The organism is Sulfuriflexus mobilis (assembly GCF_003967195.1).
Taxonomy (GTDB): Bacteria; Pseudomonadota; Gammaproteobacteria; order AKS1; family AKS1; genus Sulfuriflexus; species Sulfuriflexus mobilis.
The window spans coordinates 802293-827107 of record NZ_AP018725.1; the positions used below are offsets into that span (position 1 = coordinate 802293).

The window sequence follows — 24815 nt, forward strand, 5'->3', positions numbered from 1 at the left end:
AAATCTTGTAAGGAGATTAAAGATGGCTGATTTTGATCAAGAACTCGATGCATCCGGTCTGAACTGTCCGCTGCCTATTCTGCGCGCCAAGAAGACTCTGGCCGGTATGGATACAGGTCAGGTACTTCGCATTGTTGCGACTGACCCGGGTTCAGTAAAGGACTTTGAAGCCTTTGCCAAGCAGACCGGTAATGAACTTATGGATTCTGGTGAAGAAGGCGGCAAGTTCGTTTTCCGTATCAAGAAGGCCTAACAAGCTTTTTGTTGTTAGGCCCGAACTCAGTGTGCCTGACTCCTCAGTAACATAACGCTCGTAAGGAGAGCCATTATGTCGGGAAAGAAACTCGGAATTATTGCGACCAAGGGCACACTGGATTGGGCCTATCCTCCTTTTATCCTTGCTTCCACTGCTGCAGCACTGGGGTATGAGACACAGATATTTTTTACCTTCTATGGTCTGCAGCTGGTTCGTAAAGATCTCAACCTGAAGGTTAGCCCACTGGGTAACCCGGGTATGCCGATGCCGATGGCCATGGACAAATGGTTCCCGGTACTGGGTACTGCCCTGCCAGGTATGGAAGCGGTCATGACCAGTATGATGAAGGCGAAGATGAAGTCCAAGGGTGTGGCCAGTATCGAAGAACTGCGCGAGCTCTGTATTGAGGCTGAAGTGAAGATGGTCGGTTGCCAGATGACAGTAGACCTGTTCGACTTCACGCAGGATAATTTCATTGATGGCCTGGAGTACGGTGGTGCCGCGACTTTCTTCGAGTTTGCCGGTGAAACGGATGTTTGTCTGTATATCTAGATCTGATCTTTAAAAATACGGATAAAAAAAGCCCGGCATAGCCGGGCTTTTTTATTGCTTGTAGCAGGCTGCAACTTAGAATGCCCAGCGCGCCTGGACACTGAGGATGTCAATATCGATTTCGTATTCACCGACCAGAGCACCACGCAGTGTGTTTTCGGTATCGGCCAGGGATTTGTTGATTTTGGCATCCTTGACAAACAGGTGGGCATAACCCACATCAAAGCTGAGCTTGTCTGACGACTTGTAGGTAAAGCCGGCGGTTAGCCAGGTACGGTCCTGATCAGGCACGCGCGGTGTCTGGTTTTCACTATTACGATTAGCAGATTCATCAAAGGCAATACCGCCACGCCAGGTCCACTGTTTGTTCGGTACATAGCTTACGCCAAGCGAGTAACGGTTACTGTCCTGCCACTTTGTGGTGGTGACAGAATCGGCCGCACCGGAATCAAATTCAATACGTAGTTCCTCGAATTCACTCCAGTTGGTCCAAGTGAGGTCACCGTTTACGGTCCATTTCGAATCTATCTCATGGTTAAAACCGACTGACAGGGAATCCGGCAGGGTAACCTTGGCTTTGACATCGGTATCTACCAGACCGCGCCCTGCGGCAATCGCGGTGGCATTACCCGTAGCTGGGTTGTTAGGCGTATCGAAGTCGGCATCACCTTTTAGTGTGTGTTTGATACGCGAACGATAGGCGATACCGATGCGGGTCTGCGGCGTGGCCTGCCACATCATCCCCAAGTTATAACCGAAGCTCCAGTCATCGCCTTTGACCTCGGCCTCACCATCGTCCGCTTGCGGCGAAAGGTTAAGTGCCGTACAGGTGCCTGCGGGCAGGGTCATGGTAATGTTCTCACCGGCAAAGCATAGACCGCCATAATCCACGGCATTGGTGAGACGGGCCTCAATATATTGCGCATTGAGACCAAAGCCGAGACTCAGTTTGTCGTCTACTTTGTAGGCTAGTGAAGGGTTGATATTGACGGTTTTCAACTCTGAGGTCAGGGCATGGTAACGACCGACCCAGCCATCATCGTATTCGGTGACCAGTCCGAAGGGGGCACCGATACCGACACCGAAGGTCCACTGCTGGTTGATCGGGCGACTGTAATAAAAATTGGGTACCAGGGCGACAGGGCCGGCATCACCGCCGTTCTCATTGTTGACATCGAGTGACGCGGTTGTGAAATGGGTTGAACCCTGATCCTTGAATTTGGCATTCGGGTCGATGACGTGGACAGCAAAAATGGCCTGGGCGCCATCAAGGCGAGTCATCCCGGCAGGGTTGAAGTAGATGGTTGAGGCATCCGTCGCGCCGCTTGAACCCCCGGCAAAGGCATTGCCCAGGCCAGTGACGCTTTGCTCGATGATACCAAAGCCTGCGGCATGGCTCGTGCCACTGACGGTGGCGAGTGCGTAGATGGAACAGTAAAGGGTCTGTTTTAGTGCCTGTCGTGGGGTGAATGACATGGGTAACCTCGGTATTGTTGTTATGGTTTATGTATTCCGGTGAATAATCTCGCGAGAGGGGCCACCTTGTAAAGCAGGCAAGAAAAGTAAGCATGTAAGAATATAGTAATATAAATATTAGTACATACCGAAATTGCTAGGAAAATCAGTGCGTAAGTTGAGATAAATCACGAAAAAAAGTTGACATGGTGCGTGTTGCGAAACACACTGTTGTCATTACGCACAGGGGTGTAGGTAATACACAACAACGGCAGTCACAGATTGCATGATCCGGCATAGAAGCGGCCTGCGCATAAGAAGCTTTATACAATAAACACGTGTTGTCTTTAATTTGGGAGGAGACACTCAATGAAACATAGTAAGCATTTGCTCGCCGCTGCGGTTGCAGCTTCTTTTATGGTACCAATGTCGGCATCCGCGACGAACGGTTATTTTGGTGCTGCGTACGGACCTAACGCGCGCGGTATGGCCGGCGCCGTCACGGCCCTGCCTCAGGATTCCATGGCTGCTGCCGTCAACCCGGCGGGCATGGCCCATGTGGGTGAGCGTGCGGACGTCAATATTGAGGTATTCTCACCCGATCGTGACGCCTCCACAGGTGCAGGTTCGGCTGTGAGTGAAATGAACGGTTTCATCATTCCATCGGGTGGTTATGTCCGCAAGATTGACGACAATATGACGGCGGGTATTACGATTTATGCCAACGGCGGCATGAATTCCAATTATGATGACGGTGCCGGTGTCAATCCATTTGGGTTCCCGGATCGGCTGGGTGTTGACCTTGCACAGATGATTTTTGCCCCAACCATTACCTATAAGCTGAATGAGACTCATACAGTGGGTGCCTCCCTGCTGGTCGGTTACCAGCAGTTTAAGGCCTATGGCCTGCAAGGCTTTTGTGGCTTTAAAGGTGATGGCAGCTGTAATCCAATGACCGGTGCCGGCGTTGATTCAGCGGCCGGTAATAAGGGGCTGACCAACCAGGGCTATGATGATGCATGGGGTGTAGGCCTGCGTGTAGGTTGGCAGGGTCAGATGAGCGAAAATGTGACCCTGGGTGCCGCGTATTCATCGAAGATCTACATGAATGAGTTTGATAAATACGATAGGCTCTTCGCTGAAGACGGTGATTTTGATATCCCCGCCAACTGGTCGGTCGGTATAGCCGCCAAGGTAACACCAAAGTCGACAGTAACTTTTGATATCCAGCAGATTGAATACAGTGATGTGAAGGCCATCGCGAATAAGGGACCATCTCTTACCTCTCCTACTGGATTTGATGCAGGTCAGGGTTTTCTGGGTGCCGACAATGGTCTCGGTTTCGGCTGGGATGACATGACCATCTTCAAACTCGGTTTTGTCTATGACCATGATGCGAACTTTACATACCGGTTAGGTGTCAGCCACGGTGATCAGCCCATTGGTGACGATGATGCGTTGTTCAACGTACTGGCCCCGGCAGTGCCAGAAACGCATATTACCGCCGGCTTTACTTATCGCCCGACCGGTAAAGACGACAATGAAGTGACCGTGGCCTTCATGCATGCGGTCCGTAACGAGGTCAAAAACGATAGAGGCAATGCCTTCTTTGCTATGGGCGCGCCAACCGAGATCAGCATGTACCAGAACGCCGTGGAGATCGGTTATTCCTGGAAGTTCTAAGCTTTGTTACACAGTCGTATAGAAAAGGGGCCCGACAGGGCCCCTTTTTTTATGCCCAAAGTAGCCCCAAAAGGCCCCCTGAAGCAGGCACAAGACTAGGCCTGCGGCCTTGAGTCGGTATAATAGGCGGAAGACTGATTGTTTCCGGAGGCATGATGCCCACTACTCGTCACCTGCTGCTGATACTCAGCGGCCTTATCCTGCACACTGCCGCGCTGGCGGAGGTGTCCCTTAATACGGTCACGCTGGCCTACGAAGAGGTTGTCAGCCAACGCGAGTTTGATGGCCTGATCGAGGCGGTCGACAAGGCAACGATTACCGCCGAGGTCTCCGATCGTATTGTCGAGATCAATTATGACGTCGATGATTACGTACCGAAGGGCGCGGTGATCCTGCGTTTCCGTGATACGCGTCAGCGTGCGCAACTGGAACAGGCCGAGGCGGCATTACGCGAGGCAGAAGTGGGGGCCCAGGATGCCGAAAAGGAGTTTGCGCGCATTCGTGATATTTATGCGAAGAAACTGGTCGCCAAGGCGGCACTCGACAGGGCCAGTGCTACGCTGAATGCCGCCAAGGCGCGCAAAGAGCAGGCGCAGGCGCGCGTCCGTGAGGCATCAGACCAACTGGAACGTACCGTGTTACGCGCCCCTTATAGCGGTATTGTTACCGAACGGCATGTCGAACTGGGCGAAACACCGACCATTGGGCAAAAGATTATTACTGGCCTGTCACTCGACCGGCTGCGTGTGGTGACGGATGTCCCGCAGCAATTTGTCTCGGTCCTGCGTGGTGATTGTTGCCCGGCACGTATCCTGTTGCCCGGGGACGGCGAGCGTTTCGTAGCCGTCGAAAAACTTACGGTTTCTCCGCTTGCCAGTGCGAATACTCATAGCTTCCGCGTGCGTGCCGACCTGGCGAAGGGGCAACATGATTTGTATCCCGGGATGTTCGTCAAGCTGGTGCTGGATATTGCAAAACAATCGCGTCTGCTGGTACCACGTGCGGCGATAGTGCACCGTAGTGAAGTCACCGGCGTGTATGTTGTTGCAGAGGCGGGCCAGGTCAGTTTCAGGCATATTCGTAGCGGACGCATGCATACCGATGGCCGTGTCGAGGTACACGCCGGACTCGAAGCCGGGGAGAAGATCGCCCTGGAACCCCTGGCGGCGGGTATTTACCTGAAAGGACAGCCGGGTCATGAGTGAAGGCATGGGACTGTCAGGGCGTATTGCCAAGCAGTTTCTGCGAACCGAGATCACGCCACTGCTGGCCATCTTGGGTTTGTTACTGGGTCTGTTTGCTGTCCTTGTAACGCCGCGTGAAGAGGAGCCGCAGATCAGCGTGACCTTCGCCAATGTCTTTATTCCCTTCCCCGGTGCCACGGCAAAAGAGGTCGAACAGCTCGTTACCACCTCGGCCGAGCAGGTGCTTGCCGAGATAGAAGGCGTCAAGCATATTTACTCGGTGTCGCGTCCGGGCATGTCGGTACTGACTATCCAGTTTAAGGTGGGTGAGCCACGCACAGCGGCCATTGTTCGACTCTATAACGCGATTTATTCCAACCGCGACTGGTTACCGCCCAATATCGGTGTCGGCCAGCCGCTGATCAAACCACAGGGTATTGATGATGTGCCAATCGTCACCGGCACCTTGTGGACGGATGACGAGGCAATCGGTACCCATGAGTTACTGCGTGTCGCCCATGCCATCGAGGCGGAACTCAAACGTGTCCCGGGGACACGCGATATTTATACCATCGGCGGCCCGGACAGTGCGGTTAACGTGGTCCTCGACCCGCAGCGCATGGCCGCCTACAACATTGCCTTGCCCGATCTTCGCAGCGCCCTGCAGGCAGCCAATGTAGCCGGTGATGTAGGCCAGTTGGTGGAGAATAATGCGGCCATCACGATTCGTGCCGGGGAGTTTCTGTCGCGCGCGGAGGATGTTGCGCAACTGGTGGTGGCCATGTACGAGGGGGCGCCGGTCTATCTTGAGGATGTCGCCGAGGTCTCGCTGGGCCCCGACCGTCCTGAGCAATATGTCTGGTTTGGCACGGGCGCCGCCGCCGGGAGTAAGGGCATAAGCCGACAAGGCCGTTTCCCGGCCGTAACCCTGGCCATTGCCAAGCAACCGGGGACCAACGCCGTTGAGATTGCGGAACAGGTCATCAAGCGCTTTGAGCAGTTAAAGGGCACGATTGTGCCGGAGGGGATCCAGGGCACGCTGACCCGCAACTATGGTGAAACGGCCAATGACAAGGCCAAGACCCTGATCGGTAAACTCATGTTTGCCACCGGCTTCGTGGTGTTACTGGTCCTGGTTGCCCTGGGCTGGCGTGAGGCCTTCATCGTCGGCACGGCCGTGGTCATCACGCTGGCCGTGACCCTGTTCGCCTCCTGGGCCTGGGGTTTTACCCTGAATCGTGTCTCCCTGTTCGCACTGATCTTTTCTATCGGTATCCTGGTTGATGATGCCATTGTCGTTGTCGAGAATATCCATCGTCACATGGGCAAGGGCGGTTTGAGTCTGGCCGAATCGATCCCGCTGGCGGTCGATGAAGTCGGCGGACCAACCATCCTTGCGACCTTTACCGTGATCGCCGCACTGTTGCCAATGGCCTTTGTCACCGGTCTGATGGGGCCCTACATGAGCCCTATCCCGATCAATGCGAGTATCGGTATGTTGATTTCGCTGGCCGTGGCCTTCGTCATCACGCCGTGGATGACCTTTAAGGTGCTACAACATGTGAAACCAGCGCATGCCGCGGCAGACAATGATGGCCGTCTGTATCAGTTCTTTAATCGTTACGTCGGGCCCTATCTGAATGGTCAGGATGGCGCGCCGCGGCGGCGCCGTTTATGGGTGATCATCCTGATCATGATCGTCTTGTCCATATCCCTGGTCGGTTTCAAGCTGGTGGTATTAAAGATGCTGCCGTTCGATAACAAATCCGAGTTCCAGGTGGTGGTCGATATGCCCGAGGGCACGACACTGCAACAAACCGCCAGGGTCATTGATGAACTGGGGAGCTACCTTGCACAGGTCCCCGAGGTGAGTGACTACCAGGCCTATGTCGGCACCGCGGCGCCGATTAATTTCAATGGCCTCGTACGCCAGTATTACCTGCGTAAGGGCGATAATGTCGCTGACATCCAGGTAAATCTGGTGGATAAGAAACACCGTGATCGCAAGAGTCACGAGATCGCCCTGGCTATGCGGGTGCCGCTGCAAGCGATCGGTGCTGGTCTGAATGCTAATGTGAAGGTCGTCGAAGTCCCGCCGGGACCACCGGTCTTTTCACCCTTGGTAGCCGAGGTATACGGTATCGACTATGCCGGTCAGATACAGGCAGCGAAAAAAATTCGCCGTGTCTTCGAACAAACAGATGATGTGGTGGATGTTGATGACAGTATTGAGGCCGATGCCGGGCAATGGCTGCTCCGTGTTGACAGGCAGAGGGCAGCGCGGCTGGGTGTTTCACAGCAGCAGATCGTTACTGCCATTCAGACTGTCTTAGAGGGTGAGGATGCCAGTTACCTGCATGTCGAAACCGCCAAGTATCCGGTGCCGATTCGCCTTGAGTTTGCTGACAGCGACAAGACCGATATTTCATCGCTGCTGGCACTTAAGCTGCGTTCACACAGTGGTGCTCTGGTGAGCCTGGGGGATGTCGTGTCTATCAGTGCCGCGGAACGCGAGCATGCGATTTACCATAAAGACCTGTTGCCGGTTGTATACGTGACCGCTGATATGGCTGGCGATCTGGACAGCCCGTTGTATGGCATGTTCGATATCTTCGGGAAATTAAATGAACAGGGTCTGCAGCAATACCTGATTCAACAGCCGGAACACCCGTTTGACTTCAGTCTGAAGTGGGACGGTGAGTGGCAGATCACTTACGAGACCTTCCGCGACATGGGTATAGCCTATGCTGTGGGGATGATTCTTATATACCTGCTGGTGGTCGCACAGTTCCGTTCCTATATGGTGCCCCTGATCATCATGGCACCTATCCCTTTAACCATTATTGGGGTGATGCCGGGGCATGCCCTGTTTGGTGCGCAGTTTACCGCGACCTCTATGATCGGCATGATTGCCCTCGCCGGGATCATCGTACGTAATTCGATCCTGTTGGTGGACTTTATCAATGAGACCGTGCGGCAAGGTGTGCCCTTACAGGAGGCGGTGATCCGTGCCGGGGCGGTGCGCTCAAAGCCCATTGCCCTGACTGCGCTGGCCGCCATGCTGGGTGCCGTCTTTATTCTCGACGACCCCATCTTCAGTGGGCTGGCCATTAGCCTGATCTTTGGGATACTGGTCTCAACCCTGTTGACCCTGGTGGTGATACCAGTGCTTTATTATGCCTATATGTACCGGCGCATGAAGGTCTAGGCGGGTTATTACCGCTGGCTGCGGCGAATCATGTCGCGTTCGAGTTGCACCACAAAGCGTTGGATCTGTCTTTCCTCGATCGGTCCCATATGAATAAAGCGGGCACCTACGCGGACCATGTTTTTGTCTTCATAGGCTTTGATATTGCGGATTTCCAGGGCACATTCAAAATCGGTTTTGTCGCCGGTGGCAAACCTGCAAACAGGAAGAATCATATTCTTCTCAAAGGGCATGGTCTGTTTACCAGCAAACTGTGCGGCAATACCGCCCAGTGAAATATTTGTGATGAGCCCCTTGCATTGATTGCCGGCCTCATCGCGCACCGAGATTTCGGCGTTGTCTCCCATACTGACAGGTGCACGGAAAGAGGCACGTCTTTGATGGTAACGGAGTACCTCGGGGTATTTCACCCGATAGGCCGGTTTGCCGCCATCATCAATGACTGAATCAATATTGCCATTGAAACCAAATTCAATCCCCTGATACTGTGCGGAAACAGTGAACTGTCGTTCCTTGAGTATTTGCTGATGTCCGGATTCCGGGTGCAGGGCATCAAGTAATATATATTTTTGCTCGGCATCTACGTCTATAAGGATACTATTATAAAAACGATCACTATCAGGCATGTGTACATTGAGTAAAACATGATCGCGCAACAGGCGGCGCAGATGACCAGTGATAATATTGGGTTGGCTGATTAATTCGATGTCGTTGGTATCTGTCATGTTACTATCTCGCGCACAGCAGCAAACATACTGCGCAGCGGGTTACTTTTTTTTCGTTATTGTGCAGAAGGTATCAGGCACGTGTAAGCGAGTGTTCTAATGAGTGATCGATTATTTTACCACCACGCCCATAGATTTCTTTATTTTGTGTTTGTCCCTGTAGCAGGGCGATGAGTTGTTTGATATTACGTTGTGAATTTTCCAGGACACTACCATTGAGGTGGTTCTGTTCACGGCAGCGACCGAGTACGTCGAGGAGCTGGTCCCAGAGTTTCTGTAGTGGCTGGTGGAATTCTTCAGTTTGAGCGGTGATAAAGGCCTGCATATCTCCGGCATGCGGGTCCTCACCACTGGTCAGCTGCTGGCGACGACGCTGTGCACTCTCATCAAGCTGTTCGGCAACTTGACGTTTGTCCTTCGCGATTTTCTCCAGGGAGTCGCCATTATTCTTCGCCAGCGCCTGTCGTTCTGCATCCAGTAAAGTGAGAAGCGTCTCGGCATATCTGATTTCATCTTCCAGACACACCTTTATATACGTTATGTTCGCCATGGGTTCAGTCGCCTGTTAACGCCCCAGACCCTGTTCAAGGTCGATTAGTTTGTCTGCCACACGTTGCGCGTCGACCTGGTAGCTGCCATCGGCCAGCGCCTGTTTGATGGACTCGACACGCTGCGTGTCGACGACCGGCAGTTCCGCCAGGGTGTTTTCCAGACTACGCAATTGTGCCGAGGCATTGGTCAGACTAACCGTGTCGGCGGTAGAAGGGCGACCCGTTTCCTGCTGATCGTTACTGGCCTCATCACGTGAGACATTGGCCTCAGGGCGCTCAGTACGATTGTTGAGGATCGTGTTATTACTGTTCTGACCCGTAATTTCAATTGCCATGATACTGCTCCAGTTTTTGTATCTGTCCTATATAACGGACAGTGCTTCTAAATCTTTAGGGTATATTAGTCAAAAAATCGCCGTTTACATATTTATTTTTACATTGCCTCTGGAAGTCACTGTTCCTTCTACAATTTTCTTTGTGGAGAGGTTTTTTACCCGAATTACCTCGCCGATACGGCCACTTGTCATGGCCGTGCCCTGGCTACGCACCTGGATCTGGGTATTTTCCGCCAAAATCATGACGTTTTGACCACGTTTGACAAGGTTTTGCTGCTTCAATAGCCTGGGGGAGACAACTTTCCCCTTGGCCAGGGCCGATTTCGGTAACTGACCGACGACCTCTTCAAGACGGGTCAGGTATTGCCCGTGCAAGCGGTTGACGGCCCGGCGCTCCAGCGTCAGTTGTTGCGCCTGGATCGGGGTATTACGTGATAGCCGTTGTGTGGAGACGACGACCTCGGCAAATTGTTTGATATTGACGGGCACGAAGATCGACCAGCGGTGGTTATCGTCGAGGCAGCGAATGCCCACGGCCATACGCTGTGTGATTCGCCCGGCATCATGTGTATAACTCTCTGTATTATCAGTACATTTAGCCAGTCGCAGACGGGGGTCCAGGCGGTCGGCCCGCACCTCTATGTCGCTGCTATCCTGACTGAGCAGGTCCTTTACATGGGCCTCGGCCTGTTGACGAATATCCTCGAGGGCCTGAAATTCAAGGGCCTGGCTCTGGCCGGCAGAAAGGCATAGCAGGACGGCAAGGACTTGCCAGACACGGGCAATAAGCGGCCTATGAGCGAGGCCGCGAAGATCGGTGTTATCTATTAAGTGTTTGTTTATCAAAGCATCTAATCTCATTACTGAGGGGGTTTACAGGTAGTAAATGCAAGTCTTGTGCCGGTTTTCACAAACTTAAGTTCTTCAGGCAGATGCCGATAGTAAAATGCAGTGACAAGTATTTAGCCGATTTCAGGAGTTTATTATGGCCGGTGTTCTGGATGCCGTTGATCAACGTACCCGTCTGGCAGGGCAGAATCGTCTCGAATTATTGCTGTTCAAGCTAAAGGGACGACAGACCTTTGGCATCAATGTGTTCAAGATCCAGGAAGTCATACAGTGCCCGCCGCTGAACCACATGCCAAAGTCGAACCATTTTGTTACCGGTGTGGCGAATATGCGTGGCCGGACCATACCGATTATCGATTTGAGCCAGGCGATTGGTCGTTCAGCGATTAGTGACCATGCGAATGCCTATGTCATTGTCAGTGAGTTTAACCGTAAGGTGCAGGGCTTTCTGGTGGGCGGGGTGGACCGTATTATTAACCTGAACTGGGAGGACGTCCTGCCCGCACCGAAGAGTGCTGGCAAGAATCATTACCTGACTGCCGTCACCCGTGTGGACGGCGAGATCGTTGAGATTATTGATGTCGAGAAGATCCTGGCCGAGGTGATCGGCGAAACCCTGATTGTTTCCAATGATATCTTGAGCCGGGAAGATGCCGGTATCCAGTCGGGCAAGCGTATCATGGTGGTGGATGACTCCAGTGTCGCCCGTAATCAGATTAAACGTACCTTAGAGCAGCTGGGTATCGAATGTCTGCTCGCTCACGATGGCAAGCAAGCCCTTGATCAGCTCAAGGAAATGGCCGGCACCGGCCCCATAGAATCACAGATCGATATGCTGATCTCGGATGTGGAAATGCCGGAGATGGATGGTTATACCCTGACCTCATCTATACGCAAGGACCCGCGCCTGCAGGACCTGTTTATTGTCCTGCATACGTCTCTGAGCGGGGTCTTTAACGAGAGCATGGTGAAGAGTGTTGGCGCGAATCGGTTTATTGCAAAGTTTAATGCCGATGACCTGGCCAACTTTGTCCTCGAATACCTGAAAGGTGATCAGGTTGATTAAGCGTCGCTATCCCCATCTTAAAAGTGGTTAAGCAGGCAAAAAAAGGTAATAAGCCCTTGATTACGGTATCCTATCCCTCGCGTCCAGGTAAACATCAGGTATTACACCCTTGAGCAAAGTCATTACACCAGAAGAATACAAGCTATTTAGCGGCTTTCTTGAGAAAGCCTGCGGCATTACGCTGGGTGAAAACAAGCAATATCTGATCGCCAGTCGCCTGCAACGTCTCATGGATGAACTGGAGATCCTGAATTTGGCCGATCTGGTGAAACGCATGGAATCCGGCAGGGACAAGACCTTGCAGGTACGTATTATTGATGCGATGACGACCAATGAAACCCTCTGGTTTCGAGATAGCCACCCCTTCGATATCTTGCGTAATGAAATCTTTCCGGAGCTCACCAAGCAGCGTACCCGGCCGATCCGCATCTGGTCGGCGGCCTGCTCATCCGGGCAGGAGCCCTACACCATGAGCATGGTGACGCAGGAATATGGCATGGCCAATCCCGGCGGGATGGCGAAGGGTGTGGAGATCCTTGCCACCGATATCTCCAAGACGGTGCTCGAGCAGGCCAAGCTCGCGACGTACGATAATATGTCCCTGGCCCGTGGCATGTCAGACGAGCGTAAGCAACGCTATTTCCGTGAGCTCGCCGACAAGCGTTGGGAGCTACGCCCGGAAGTCCGTAGTCGTGTGCGTTTTAGTGAACTCAACCTGATGCAAAGCTATGCCTCGCTGGGGAAATTCGACATTATCTTTTGCCGTAACGTGCTCATCTACTTCTCGGCCGACCTCAAGCGCGACATCCTTGATCGCCTGGGCAAGGCGCTCAACCCCGGGGGCTACCTGTTCCTGGGTTCTTCAGAATCACTCGCCGGGCATAATAACGCCTTCGACATGGTCCGCAGTGGCGGTGCCGTGTATTACCGCCTCAAGTCCTGAACCGCGGCCGGGCCTACCGGTCTTTGCCGCTGGCAGGCATTGCCTTGCCGCCCTGGTGGCAAGCCGCCATCGAAAAAATCCATAAGCATCTGTAAGTAAAGTAAAAATTAAACTTGGCACGGCCCTTGCTCCTGTCTGATGTGAACACAACACAGCGGAGCGACACATGATACTGAGTTTTGACAATGCATTCGGGATACACCCCCAGGCCATACAGTTGTATGCCCGTCGCAGCAGCGTGCTGGCTTCGAATCTGGCCAATGCCGATACCCCGAATTACAAAGCCCGTGATATTGATTTCCGCAGTGCCTTGAATCAGGCCAAGGGCGATGCCGGTCGGGTCCAGGCCACTCACGCCCGGCACTTCGGTATGGGCGGCAGCGGTGGCGACATGGCGGCAGAACCCGCCTATCGCACACCATTACAGCCCTCACTGGATGGCAATACTGTCGATGTACAGGTCGAACAGGCCGCCTTTGCGGATAACTCCATGCGCTATATGGCCAGTCTGCGTTTTGTCACCGGTAGCGTGCAAGGTTTGTTGACCGCGCTGAGGGGGGAATAAGTCATGTCTTTATTCGGAAACTTTGATATCGCCGGTTCTGCCCTGAGTGCCCAGTCAGTGCGTTTGAACACCGTTGCCTCCAACCTCGCCAATGCCGATACCGTGAGCAGTAGCGCCGAAGGTACCTACCGAGCACGTCAGCCACAGTTTGAAACGATTTTTAACGATGCCATGAACAACCCGCAAAGCGCAGGCGTTCATGTCAGGCAGATCCTTGAGAGTGAGGCCGCACCGCGGCAGCAGTACCAGCCGGAACATCCGATGGCAGATGAACAGGGTTATATCTGGCTGCCAAACGTGAATGCCATTGAAGAAATGGCCAATATGATCTCGGCCTCACGTACCTACCAGTCTAATGTCGAAGTGATGAATACATCCAAGCAATTGTTGTTACGTACCTTGAGTCTCGGTCAGTAACAGGGAGTGATTGAAAATGAGCACAATTAATACAGATGCCTTGCAGAGTTTGGGGATTGCCGCTACTCAGCCAGGCACAGGTAAAGACTACAAAACGAAAGATGAACTCGGGCAGCAAGAGTTTCTTGAACTGATGGTTGCCCAGGTACGCAATCAGGACCCGTTCAAGCCACTGGAAAATGGCGAGTTCCTTTCCCAGATCGCGCAGTTTAGTACCGTGAACGGGATCCAGGACTTGCAAAGTTCGTTCTCGTCACTGGCAGGCTCGCTGAATTCCAACCAGGCCTTACAGGCCTCGGCACTGGTCGGCCGTTCAGTCATGGTCAACAGCGACGTGGGTGTGCTGACGGCGGGAGGCACAATCAGTGGTGCCATCGGCTTGCCTGAGAACAGCAGCGAGGTTGCAGTTGGTTTTTATAATGTTGCCGGTGAGTTGATCCGTGAAGTGCCGTTGGGTCCACAAAACAAGGGCATTATCGAATTTAAATGGGATGGCCTTAACGATGCCGGTGCTGCCGCAGCAAAGGGTGCTTACAAGATTGTCGCCCGGGCCAGGATTGACGGCGAGGATGTCGCACTCGCCACCCTGGTCAGGGATAACGTTGAGAGTGTCATCCTCGGACGCCCGGGTGAGGGCACCGTCCTGAATTTGTCAGCGCTCGGTGCGACTGACCTTAACCGCGTAGAAGAAATCCGCTAATTGCGGGTAACCATGTAACAGGAGAATTTTACCATGCCATTTCGTACAGCACTTAGCGGACTCAATGCCGCCTCATCAGAACTGCGAATCATCGGTCATAACGTCGCCAACTCTTCAACGGTGGGGTTTAAAAAATCCCGTGCCGAATTCGCCGACGTCTTTGCCAGCAGTGCGCTGGGGGTCTCTTCTAACGCCATTGGTACCGGTGTTCGGGTTGCCGCCGTATCTCAGCAGTTTTCACAGGGCAATGTCGGTTTTACCGATAATAATCTCGACCTGGCGATCAATGGTCAGGGCTTTTTCATCTTTAATGATAACGGCATCAGCTCTTATTCACGTGCCGGCCAGCTGGGTGTCGACCGTGAAGGGTATGTCGTCAATACTGGGGGGAGTCGCCTGACTGTCTTCCAGGCGGATCCGGCCGGCAATGTCACGGGTGGCCTTGGTGACCTGCAGCTGGATACCTCCGATATCGCACCTAATCCGACCTCGTTGGTCGACCTGGCCCTGAACCTTGATTCCTCAGCGGCTATACCGGGCGCAGCAACCACAACAGATATTACCCTGGGTGGTACGACGCTGGATACTAACGATAGCCCATACACCTCACCAGGGTTCACCCTTTATGACAATGATGGTCTGGGCGTACCCGCTTCCACACTGCTCTTCACCTATACCGGTGGTGGCGCACTGTGGGATGTTGAACTGCGTCCAGGTGGGGCGGCAACCGTGCCACCAACCATTCAGACAGGTGTGGATATTGGTACCGATACGGCATTGCTGAACTGGGACCCGGATGGTTCCGGTGCCCAGTTGAATATACCGATCACGATTGATACCACGGGTCTTACTTCGCAAACGGTTGCCGCGGCAGCCTCCAACACGACAGCATCCAGTACCCAGACCCAGGGTCCGTTCGATGCCACCAATGCCAATACCTATAACAGCTCGACTTCGTTAGAGGTCTTTGACTCCCTCGGGGCCTCACACCTGGCGACAACCTACTACCGCAAGACCGACGTGCCAAATCAGTGGCAGTCATACATGTTTGTGGATGGTACCCAGGTCAACGGTCCGGAGGTATTGGAGTTTTCACCCCAGGGTACGATTATTACCCCGGTTGCCCCGTCACAAGTCACGGTGGCGCCCTTTAACCCGGGTGGGGGTGCCGCCAATCTGGGTATCACGCTGGACTATGCCGACACCACCCAGTACGGCAGTGGCTTCTCGGTGAATGCACTGGTACAGGACGGTTTTACCACCGGTCGCCTGAGCGGTATTGATGTCAGCACTACCGGTGTGATCACCTCGCGCTTTACCAATGGTCAGTCACGTACCCTTGGCCAGGTGGCACTCGCCAACTTTGCCAATCCACAGGGGCTGCGCCAGTTGGGTGGTACCACCTGGTCAGAGAGTTTTGACTCCGGCGCGGCACTGGTCAGTGCCGCTGGTTCAGGCAGCCTGGGTGTTATCCAGTCAGGTGCACTGGAGGGTTCCAACGTGGACCTGACCGAGCAACTGGTCGGCATGATCACCGCGCAGCGTAACTTCCAGGCCAATGCTCAGGTGATCACTACGGCCGACACCATCACCCAGACGATTATCAATATTCGTTAAGGCTAAGGGTTAAGAGGAGAGACGCATGGACAGATTGTTATACATCGCAATGACCGGTGCCAGCCAGGTAAGTCGTGCACAGGCAGTGAACAGTAACAATCTTGCGAATGCCAGCACGCAGGGTTTTCGCGCTGACCTTGATGCTTTCCGTAGCTTGCCGTTGAACGGCCCGGGCCACAGCAGTCGTGTCTATGCTGTGGATTCGGGACAGGGTGTGGATTTCAGCCTGGGCTCCCTGAATGCTACCGGTAACTCACTTGATGTCGCCCTCAATGGTCAGGGCTGGATCGCCGTACAGGCCGCCGATGGCAGTGAGGCCTATAGCCGTGCCGGCAACCTGCAGGTTAATGAACTCGGCCAGTTGTTGACCGGTGCCGGTCAACCGGTGATCGGCCAGGACGGCGGTCCCATCTCGATCCCGCCGTTTGAAAAACTCGACATTGGTGATGACGGCACGATCTCGATTCGTGCCCAGGGGCAGGAGGCCGCCACCCTTGCCAATGTCAATCGCATCAAGCTGGTAAACCCGGATACGGCAAACATGTATAAGGGGCACGATGGTCTGATGCGAGTGCAAGAGGGTGTTGCCGTCGTCGCCGATGCCAATATCAAATTACTTAACGGCATGATTGAAGGCAGTAATGTCAATGCCGTGGAATCCCTGGTCAACATGATCACCCTGGCGCGCCAGTTTGAGATGCACGTCAAGATGATGTCTACGGCACAGGAAAATGATGCCGCATCAACGCAGTTGATGCGCATCGCTTAGTTTGTCACACAACACAGTAAGAACACACAACAGAGGAAAGAATCATGAACCCAGCACTCTGGATAGCAAAGACAGGGCTTGAGGCGCAACAAACCCGCCTTGGGGTTATTTCGAACAACCTGGCCAATGCCAATACCACCGGTTTCAAAAAGGATCGCGCCCTTTTTGCCGATTTGATCTACCAGAACATTCGCCAGTCCGGTGCCTCGAGCACCCAGGACACACAGTTACCTACCGGTTTAAACCTGGGTACGGGTGTGCGTACGGTTGCCACACAAAAGATCCATGTACAGGGCAATATTGTTCAGACTGAAAATGCACTGGATGTCGCGATCCAGGGCGATGGTTATCTGCAGGTGCTGCGCCCGGATGGTACCCAGGCCTATACCCGTAACGGTGCCCTGCAGGTGGATTCGACCGGCCAGGTGGTTACCGCAAACGGTGAAAGTATTCAGCCGGCGATCACCATCCCGCAGGATGCAATCTCAATCACTATCGGTAACGATGGCACAGTATCTGCTTTACAGCCGGGCACGGCCGCACCGACCCAGGTCGGCACGGTGCAGCTGGCCGGCTTCGTCAACCCGGCAGGTTTACAGCCCCTGGGTGACAATCTGTTTGCCGAAACCGCATCCAGTGGTGCCGCGCAGACAGGTAACCCAGGCCTGAATGGACTCGGTTCCCTGCTACAGGGCTTTGTAGAAAGCTCGAATGTCAACGTCGTCGAAGAACTGGTCAACATGATTGAGACCCAGCGCGTCTATGAGATGAACTCGCGCAGTATCTCCACGGCCGATCAGATGTTGCAATACGTTTCCAATAATCTCTAAGGCTTGAAAATTAATCGGCCCGGGAGGCAAATATGAATACCATTACTAATTTGATTTCAAGAGTTGTGTTGTTGTGTGTGTGCGTCATGTCACTGGTCGCCTGTCAAAGTTTGCCGGAGCGCGATCCGGCTTATGCGGCAGTTCGGCCAGTGGCACTGCCGCCTTTACAGAACAACAGCGGTTCTATTTATCAGGCGGGTTACGATGTCCGCCTGTTTGAGGACAGTCGTGCACGACGTGTTGGTGACCTGCTGACGATTAATCTCGTTGAGAGCACCAATGCCAGCAAACAGGCCGCGACTGAGCTGAGCAAAACCACCGATACAAGTGTGGCCAACCCGACCATCCTCGGTACCACGCCGCAGTTCAATACGCCGGGTATTCTGCCACTGGCCAGTAACAAGAATAACAATCTTGGTTTTGGCCTGAGTTCGAGTAACGATTTTGAAGGCGATGGTTCGAGTAGTCAGAGCAACAGCCTGAAGGGTAGCATCACGGTAACCGTGGCCGAGGTCCTGCCGAATGGCTATCTGGTCGTGCGTGGTGAGAAGGTCACCAGCCTGAATCAGGGTCATGAGTATGTGCGTCTCTCGGGTATCGTTCGCCCGACGGATATCCGCCCGGATAACACCGTACTCTCAACCCAGATCGCCGATGCCCAGATCGCCTATACCGGTTCCGGTGCGGTGGCCGAGACCAATACCATCGGCTGGCTGGCCCGCTTCTTTATCAGCGCACTCTTCCCCTTCTAATCCCATAGTTGGCACCGACCTTGCATTGTCTAGTGTAGAGACATTCAGGGTCGGTGATCGACCCCAAACGGGATAAATAAAATGAAAAATCTGCTGAGTTCATGTTTGATTGGCCTGACCCTGCTGGGGCTGGCAAATGGCGCAAAGGCTGAAAGAATCAAGGATATAGCCTCAGTTGCCGGGGTGCGCAGCAATCAGCTGGTCGGATATGGCATCGTCGTCGGCCTCGATGGTACTGGTGACCAGACCAGCCAGACCCCGTTTACCGTACAGAGCCTGACAAACATGTTGGCGCAGAACGGCATAGCCTTGCCGCCCGGCGCCAATCCGCAATTGAAGAATATTGCCGCCGTCTCTATTCATGCCGAACTGCCGGCCTTCGCCAAGGTGGGGCAGACTATCGATATTACCGTTTCCTCGATTGGTAATGCCAAAAGCCTGCGCGGGGGCAGCCTGCTGATGAGTCCGCTGAAGGGTGCCGATGGTCAGGTCTATGCCGTGGCGCAGGGGAATCTCGTCGTCAGCGGCTTTGGCGCCGCTGCCGATGGTTCCAGTGTGACGGTAAACGTGCCCAGCGCCGGCCGCATCCCGGGTGGGGCAACCGTGGAGCGTGTCGTTGCCAACCCCTTTGGCAACGGTGACGGCATTGTGCTTAATCTGCATAGCGCAGACTTCACGACGGCCACGCAGACAGCCCTCTCCATTAATCAGACAATGGGTCTCGGTACCGCACAAGCCCTGGATGGGGCCTCGATCCGCGTCAATGCCCCACTGAGCCGGTCGCAGCGCGTGGCCTTTGTCTCGCTGCTGGAAAATCTTGAAGTCATTACCGGAGATGCCGCCGCTAAAGTGATTGTTAATTCACGTACCGGCACAGTTGTCATTGGTCAGAACGTCCGCGTCAAGCCGGCGGCTGTCTCGCATGGTTCCCTTGTCGTCACCATCAGCGCCAATCCGATCGTCAGCCAGCCGGGGCCACTGGCCGTGGCGGGACAGACCGTGGTCGTGCCGCAATCAGATATAGCGATCACCGAAGGCGACAACAAGATGTTCCTGTTTAACCCGGGGGTGTCACTGGATGAGATCGTCCGTGCGGTCAATCAGGTAGGGGCCGCGCCGGGCGACCTGGTGGCCATTCTTGAGGCACTCAAACAGTCTGGTTCATTGAGTGCTGAGCTGATTATTATTTAACGGACAAGACAAATGAGCGCACCGGCATCGACAGCAGTATTCAACGACCTTGGCGGCCTCGCCAGCTTGCGTGGGCGCGCCAATGGTGGTGACCAGCAGGGGGCATTGAAAGAGGCCGCCAAACAATTCGAGGCGATCTTCCTCAACATGATGCTCAAACAAATGCGCGAGGCCAGCTTTGGTGACCCGCTGTTTGACAGCTCGGCCGGAGACAATTATCGCAGCATGTTCGATCAACAACTGGCGTTGAACCTGTCGGAGTCCGGCAGCCTGGGCATTGCCAAGGTCATTGAACGCCAACTGGGCGGGCAGTTACCGAGTGAGTCGGCAAACAGTAATCCATTCAAAGACTACGCCTTTGTTGCGCCACGGCCCACTGCCGTAAACGTACCGACAGCCCCTGTGGTAAGTGAGGCTCGTCCGGTATCAGCGGCCGGTTCGCGTGTCGGCCAGGACAAGGCTTTCGACAGCCCGGACGCCTTCGTCGCCGCGATCTGGCCGCATGCCGAAAAGGCCGCGCAGGCGCTGGGGATCCCGACCGAGACCCTGGTGTCACAGGCGGCGCTGGAAACCGGTTGGGGCAAGTACATGATGAGCCATGCCGATGGCCGCCCCAGTTACAACCTGTTTGGCATCAAGGCCGATCAGCGTTGGGGCGGGGAACAGGTTTCAGTACAAACCACAGAATACCGTGACGGTGTGGTACAAAAGGAACGCGCCAACTTCCGCGCCTACAGTTCCCTGGGCGAGGGTTTTGCCGATTACGTCGACTTCCTCAAGGGCAGTTCACGTTATAGCGAGGCCCTGAAGAGTCAGGGCAGTGCCAGGGACTTCCTGGTCAACCTGCAACAGGCCGGTTACGCCACCGACCCTGCTTATGCCAATAAGATCCAGGGGATTATGCAGGGAGAAACACTGGAAGTGGCCCGGGCGAAACTAAACATTTAAGCCGCAAGTCCGTTATAGAGGGCAGTGAGATGAAAAATGTGAAACCACATAACCGACATATTATGCAGGTGAGCGATCATGGCTAGTGTCACAGACATTGGTACATCGGCATTGCTGGCCTTTCAGCGCAGCCTCAGCACGGTTGGGCACAATATCGCCAATGCCACCGTGGAGGGTTATAGTCGTCAACGTGTAGGCCTGGGTACACAGGTGCCGAGTTTTACCGGGGCAGGCTATTTTGGTAATGGTGTGCGGGTGAACGATATCTCACGCCTTTATGACCAGTTTACGAATGACCGGATCCTCGTTAACACCACCAACCTGAGTCGTTCAGAGCATTTTTTAGGGCTTGCCTCGCAGGTGGATAATTTATTGGCCGACCCGGATGCCGGACTCTCACCTGCACTGCAAAATCTTTTCAACTCACTGCAAAATTCTGTAGATGATCCGACTTCAACACCGGCCCGCCAGGTCCTGCTGAGTGATTCAGAGTCCCTGGTACAACGTTTCCATAGTATTGATTCGCGTCTTCGGGAACTGGGTCTGAATGCTGAACGTGACTTGGTGAATATCACCACCGAGATTAATGGCCTGGCCCGTGCCCTGGCGAGTGTTAACCAGGACATTGTTAACGGCACCCAGGCCGGCGGTGATGTGCAACCTAATGACCTGCTCGATGAACGTGACCAACTGGTCAGGGAATTATCCGCACTCACCAAGGTGGAGACGGTTCAGCAAAAAGATGGTGCCCTGAATGTCTTTATTGGCAATGGCCAGGGCCTGGTCGTCGGCGTCACCGTCAACGAACTCGGGGCCGTCCGTAACGCCTTTGACCCCGAGCGTTTTGATATTGTTGTCAAACAGGGACGGGTAAATGTGGACATTACCAAACAACTGGCTGGTGGGCGTCTTGGTGCGGTGGTGGATTTCCGAGAACAGGTACTGGTGCCCGGTCTCAACTCCCTGGGGAAAATTGCCATTGGTCTGAGTGCACAATTTAATGCCCAGCATGCGCTGGGGATAGACCTGCAAGGTGACCCCGGCCGCGCCTATTTCGATGTGCCGACCCCGGTTGTCGTGCCGAGCACGAATAACACCGGTTCGGGGACCTTGGCCGCAAGCCTCGTCGATGTAAGCAATCTGACCGCGAGTGATTACGAGGTATTGTATGACGGCGCCAATTACCGGGTGACGCGTCTTAGCGACAATGTAAATCTGTTTACCGGCTCGGCGGCAGCCCTCAACGCAACCCCGATTGACGGCTTTCAGATAAACGTCGCCGGTGCCCCGCTGGCAGGGGATACCTTCCAGGTGCGGCCAACCCGCCAGGCCTCGCGTGATATCGGCGTGGCGATTAAAGACCCCTCTCTCATTGCGCATGCGGCACCGCTGCGTGGTGTTACCGGCATCAGCAATACAGGCAATAGCAAATTTTCATTGGCACCGCTAGCGAATACCAGTAGTTTGCCTTTAGCGGCAGATATTAATCTGGCGTTTAGCCTGGATGCTGATGGAGGGGGTAATCCGGGTTTTATCATTTCCGGTGGCCCGGGCGGGTTCGTACTTTACGACCCGGCAACGGAAAGTGCAGGCAAGCAGTTCACCCTGGCCGTACCCTATGATGGTATTGGCTTTACGATCAGCGGGGTGCCCGCTGCAGGCGATACCTTAAACATTGCCAATAATACCAACGGTGTTGGTGACAACCGTAATGGCCTGTTATTGGCAGCGTTGCAAAGTGAGATCAGCCTGCGTGGAAATAATACCTTTCAAAGCGCATTTGCTGAATTGATCGCCGATGTCGGTACGCGCACACGTCAGGCGCAGCTTACCAGTGATGCACAAGAGGTATTGCTGGAACAGTCGGTTGCCTCGCGTGAGGCGATCTCCGGTGTGAATCTGGATGAAGAGGCCGCCAACCTGGTTCGTCTGCAGCAGGCCTACCAGGCTGCCGCACAGGTCATCCAGGTTTCCAACAGTTTGTTTGATGAAGTGATTGCCGCCCTGAGAAGGTAATATTATGCGTATCTCGACCAGTCAGTTAAATGCGACAGCGATTAATTCCATTCTTGACCAGCAGGTCGCACTGAGCCGGACACAATTACAGATCGCCGCTGGTCGACGCATCCTTGCGCCGTCGGACGACCCGGCCGGTGCCGCGCGCGCGTTGAATCTGTCTGAGTCGATCTCGGCGACGACACAGTACGAAAAAAATGCTGATACCGCCACGGCAAGGCTTCGCCTCGAAGAAATAAGCCTGACCAGTGTGACAGAACTTATTCAGCGTGTGCGCGTACTGACTCTCCAGGGTAATAACGATGTGCTGGATAATGAGTCGCGGCCACAGATCGCAGCCGAGATACGCCAGCGTCTGGATGAACTGGTGTCACTGGCAAATACACGCGATGCCAATAATGAGTATATCTTCTCGGGCTTTCAGTCACTGACAAAGGCCTTTACGGTGAATCCTGACGGCAGTGTTTCCTATAATGGGGATGAAGGGCAGCGCTTCCTGCAAATAGGGCCGTCACGGCAGATCGCCACCGGCGATTCGGGTGCCGAAATCTTTGGCCTGCTGGGCAGCGGTAATGGCGAGTTTAGTTCAAGGGCGCATGCATTTAATACCGGCAGCGGGGTTATTGGCACAAACACTATCGTCGATCCGGCAACGTATATTGCCGATGACTATACCGTGGTACTGGGCGAGCAAACAGCAGTCACCGGCGGTGCAATCGGTCTTACGGACACGAATGCCAACGACACCCTGCAATACGAATTACAAATCAATGGCACCCTCATTGATACCCTCGGCGAAGGTGACTCACGCACGCTGGCGCAAATAGAAACGGCCATCAATGTAGAAACGCCCACCACCGGTGTCAGGGCCTATATCGATGCCGGCCAACTCTATCTTGCCAATACCCTGCCAACAGCGACACCGATCACCGTGAGTGAAACCCTCACCGGTGCCACTGACGGTGCAGCGGATACGGTGACCGGTTTCTTCGGTTCGGCCCTGACCGGTGCGGCACCCACCAATGATGTTATTTTTGATGCGGCCAATGGTTACCTTGTCCTGGATAGCAGCAATGCAATTGTTACATCGGCTGCCTATGTCGATGGCGGCAGCATCAATTTTAATGGCCAGCAGCTGACAATTAGCGGCACGCCCAGTAACGGTGACCAGTTTTTAAGTACACCGAACAGCCAGCAAGACCTGTTTGGCACCTTACAGAGCCTGATTGGCGCGCTCGAGTCGCCCTCGACAAACACCTCGGCGGTACCCACGACTGCCTCGTTGGCAAGTATTACAGAACCCGTGGCCGCAGGCGGCGGTGAGACCTTCCAGGTCACCATTGATGGTATTGACCTGATCAATGTCGCCCTGCCGGGTGCCGGTACGGTCACTGCCGCGCAACTGGACACCGCAGTGGCCAGCTTTATCAATGCTAATGCGGGTTACAGAATTGCCAGTGGCTCGTTTGCCGGCGCTGACCTGGTGCTGCAAAAGGATGATGGCAGCGACCTGGTGATCGCCATCCCGCAAAACACCACGGCAACCCCGGCGGTCCTGGCGGGGCTCGTGGGGTCGGCGACTAACGGCACGCCGGCTGACCTGACGATTTCCTCAGGCTTTCACGCCATCATAGATCGTGTCCTTGGCAACCTGGACAGCAATCTTGGCAATATTATTGATACACGTGCCAGCATCGGTGCCCGACTCAACTCTATCGATGATCAAAACAATCTTAATGAGGCCTCTATCATCCAGGTGCAGACGACCCTGTCCGAGATCCAGGACCTCGACTACGCCGAGGCCATCAGCCAACTCGAACAGCAGCGTCTCAGCCTGCAGGCGGCGCAGCAGTCGTTTATCCGTATCCAGAGCCTGAGCCTGTTTAACTTCCTGTAAAAGGAATTGATGAAGGGTAGTGCGCCTTTATTACCTCTTACCACGCAAAGGGTCGCTCTTGTACATCCATGTACTTCGCGACACTTGTGCATCCTGCACATCGCGCGAAGGCGCAAAGGTCGCGGAGAAAAAATTTCGTGTAGGCCGGATTAGCATATAGCGCGTAATCCGACGTGCCCATGTTGAGTCATGCGTCGGTCATACGTCGCTCACCCCCCAGATTGCTTTACATCTTTTGCGTTGGGCTTTTCATATCAATATCGCAGCGGTTTTTTCGCCCTGCCTGACCTGAAACCCATAAACCCT

General features: G+C 54.2%; 23 protein-coding genes. 18 read left to right on the forward strand and 5 right to left on the reverse strand.

The genetic code is table 11. The features are described 5' to 3' along the window. Positions 1-22 precede the first annotated feature (22 nt). A complete protein-coding gene (locus EL386_RS04155; protein ID WP_126453714.1) occupies positions 23-253 on the forward strand; it encodes a sulfurtransferase TusA family protein in 231 nt (76 codons plus the stop codon). A 75-nt stretch (positions 254-328) separates the two neighbouring features. Next, positions 329-808 carry a sulfur carrier protein DsrE2 gene (dsrE2, locus tag EL386_RS04160; RefSeq protein WP_126453716.1) on the forward strand — a complete coding sequence of 160 codons (480 nt, stop codon included), beginning with the start codon at positions 329-331 and terminating at the stop codon, positions 806-808. Between the two features lie 75 nt (positions 809-883). Here dsrE2 and EL386_RS04165 read toward each other — a convergent pair whose 3' ends face one another. After that, complete coding sequence (locus EL386_RS04165; protein WP_126453718.1) at positions 884-2284, reverse strand: OmpP1/FadL family transporter; 1401 nt, start codon at positions 2282-2284, stop codon at positions 884-886. A gap of 348 nt (positions 2285-2632) precedes the next feature. Between EL386_RS04165 and EL386_RS04170 the strand changes: the two genes are divergently transcribed. The 3 genes from EL386_RS04170 to EL386_RS04180 all read left to right on the forward strand — a co-directional run bounded on the left by EL386_RS04170 (position 2633) and on the right by EL386_RS04180 (position 8338). Next, positions 2633-3946, forward strand: a complete 1314-nt coding sequence (locus tag EL386_RS04170) for an OmpP1/FadL family transporter (RefSeq protein WP_197722145.1) — start codon at positions 2633-2635, stop codon at positions 3944-3946. Positions 3947-4098: 152 nt separating this feature from the next. After that, positions 4099-5151, forward strand: a complete 1053-nt coding sequence (locus EL386_RS04175; protein ID WP_126453721.1) for an efflux RND transporter periplasmic adaptor subunit — start codon at positions 4099-4101, stop codon at positions 5149-5151. Next, a complete protein-coding gene (locus EL386_RS04180; protein WP_126453723.1) occupies positions 5144-8338 on the forward strand; it encodes an efflux RND transporter permease subunit in 3195 nt (1064 codons plus the stop codon). Before EL386_RS04175 ends, EL386_RS04180 begins: the two co-directional genes overlap by 8 nt. Positions 8339-8346: 8 nt before the next feature. On the opposite strand, the gene EL386_RS04185 is transcribed toward EL386_RS04180, so the two are convergent. From EL386_RS04185 to flgA, 4 genes are all read right to left on the reverse strand, one after another. Then, on the reverse strand, positions 8347-9063 hold the full coding sequence (locus EL386_RS04185) for a flagellar brake protein (protein ID WP_126453725.1): 717 nt from the start codon (positions 9061-9063) through the stop codon (positions 8347-8349). A gap of 73 nt (positions 9064-9136) precedes the next feature. Continuing rightward, a complete protein-coding gene (locus EL386_RS04190) occupies positions 9137-9613 on the reverse strand; it encodes a flagella synthesis protein FlgN (protein WP_126453727.1) in 477 nt (158 codons plus the stop codon). 15 nt (positions 9614-9628) lie between these two features. Next, positions 9629-9949, reverse strand: coding sequence for a flagellar biosynthesis anti-sigma factor FlgM (gene flgM / locus EL386_RS04195; RefSeq protein WP_126453729.1), 321 nt, complete (start codon positions 9947-9949; stop codon positions 9629-9631). An 84-nt stretch (positions 9950-10033) separates the two neighbouring features. Continuing rightward, positions 10034-10795 (reverse strand): flagellar basal body P-ring formation chaperone FlgA, encoded by a 762-nt coding sequence (flgA, locus tag EL386_RS04200; protein WP_172597611.1) that lies wholly within the window; start codon positions 10793-10795, stop codon positions 10034-10036. 139 nt (positions 10796-10934) lie between these two features. Here flgA and EL386_RS04205 point away from each other — a divergent pair, with 139 nt between their 5' ends. From EL386_RS04205 to flgL, 13 genes are all read left to right on the forward strand, one after another. Then, positions 10935-11864, forward strand: a complete 930-nt coding sequence (locus EL386_RS04205; RefSeq protein WP_126453733.1) for a chemotaxis protein CheV — start codon at positions 10935-10937, stop codon at positions 11862-11864. A 109-nt stretch (positions 11865-11973) separates the two neighbouring features. Continuing rightward, complete coding sequence (locus EL386_RS04210) at positions 11974-12807, forward strand: CheR family methyltransferase (RefSeq protein WP_126453735.1); 834 nt, start codon at positions 11974-11976, stop codon at positions 12805-12807. 166 nt (positions 12808-12973) lie between these two features. Then, positions 12974-13372: a flagellar basal body rod protein FlgB gene (flgB, locus tag EL386_RS04215; RefSeq protein ID WP_126453737.1), complete on the forward strand. Its 399-nt coding sequence runs from the start codon at positions 12974-12976 to the stop codon at positions 13370-13372. 3 nt (positions 13373-13375) lie between these two features. Further along, positions 13376-13789, forward strand: coding sequence for a flagellar basal body rod protein FlgC (gene flgC / locus EL386_RS04220; protein ID WP_126453739.1), 414 nt, complete (start codon positions 13376-13378; stop codon positions 13787-13789). Between the two features lie 16 nt (positions 13790-13805). After that, positions 13806-14489, forward strand: a complete 684-nt coding sequence (locus EL386_RS04225; protein WP_126453741.1) for a flagellar hook assembly protein FlgD — start codon at positions 13806-13808, stop codon at positions 14487-14489. Positions 14490-14522: 33 nt separating this feature from the next. Continuing rightward, positions 14523-16106 (forward strand): flagellar hook protein FlgE, encoded by a 1584-nt coding sequence (locus EL386_RS04230; RefSeq protein ID WP_126453743.1) that lies wholly within the window; start codon positions 14523-14525, stop codon positions 16104-16106. Positions 16107-16131: 25 nt separating this feature from the next. After that, on the forward strand, positions 16132-16875 hold the full coding sequence (gene flgF, locus EL386_RS04235; RefSeq protein WP_126453745.1) for a flagellar basal-body rod protein FlgF: 744 nt from the start codon (positions 16132-16134) through the stop codon (positions 16873-16875). Positions 16876-16919: 44 nt separating this feature from the next. Next, a complete protein-coding gene (gene flgG / locus EL386_RS04240; RefSeq protein ID WP_126453748.1) occupies positions 16920-17705 on the forward strand; it encodes a flagellar basal-body rod protein FlgG in 786 nt (261 codons plus the stop codon). A 32-nt stretch (positions 17706-17737) separates the two neighbouring features. Next, entirely contained in the window at positions 17738-18457 is a 720-nt protein-coding gene (gene flgH / locus EL386_RS04245) for a flagellar basal body L-ring protein FlgH (RefSeq protein ID WP_126453750.1), read from the forward strand. An 81-nt stretch (positions 18458-18538) separates the two neighbouring features. Further along, a complete protein-coding gene (locus EL386_RS04250) occupies positions 18539-19648 on the forward strand; it encodes a flagellar basal body P-ring protein FlgI (RefSeq protein WP_126453752.1) in 1110 nt (369 codons plus the stop codon). A 12-nt stretch (positions 19649-19660) separates the two neighbouring features. Continuing rightward, positions 19661-20596, forward strand: a complete 936-nt coding sequence (flgJ, locus tag EL386_RS04255; protein ID WP_126453754.1) for a flagellar assembly peptidoglycan hydrolase FlgJ — start codon at positions 19661-19663, stop codon at positions 20594-20596. Positions 20597-20674: 78 nt separating this feature from the next. Continuing rightward, complete coding sequence (flgK, locus tag EL386_RS04260) at positions 20675-22612, forward strand: flagellar hook-associated protein FlgK (protein WP_126453756.1); 1938 nt, start codon at positions 20675-20677, stop codon at positions 22610-22612. A gap of 4 nt (positions 22613-22616) precedes the next feature. After that, on the forward strand, positions 22617-24509 hold the full coding sequence (gene flgL, locus EL386_RS04265; RefSeq protein ID WP_126453758.1) for a flagellar hook-associated protein FlgL: 1893 nt from the start codon (positions 22617-22619) through the stop codon (positions 24507-24509). Positions 24510-24815: the final 306 nt, after the last annotated feature.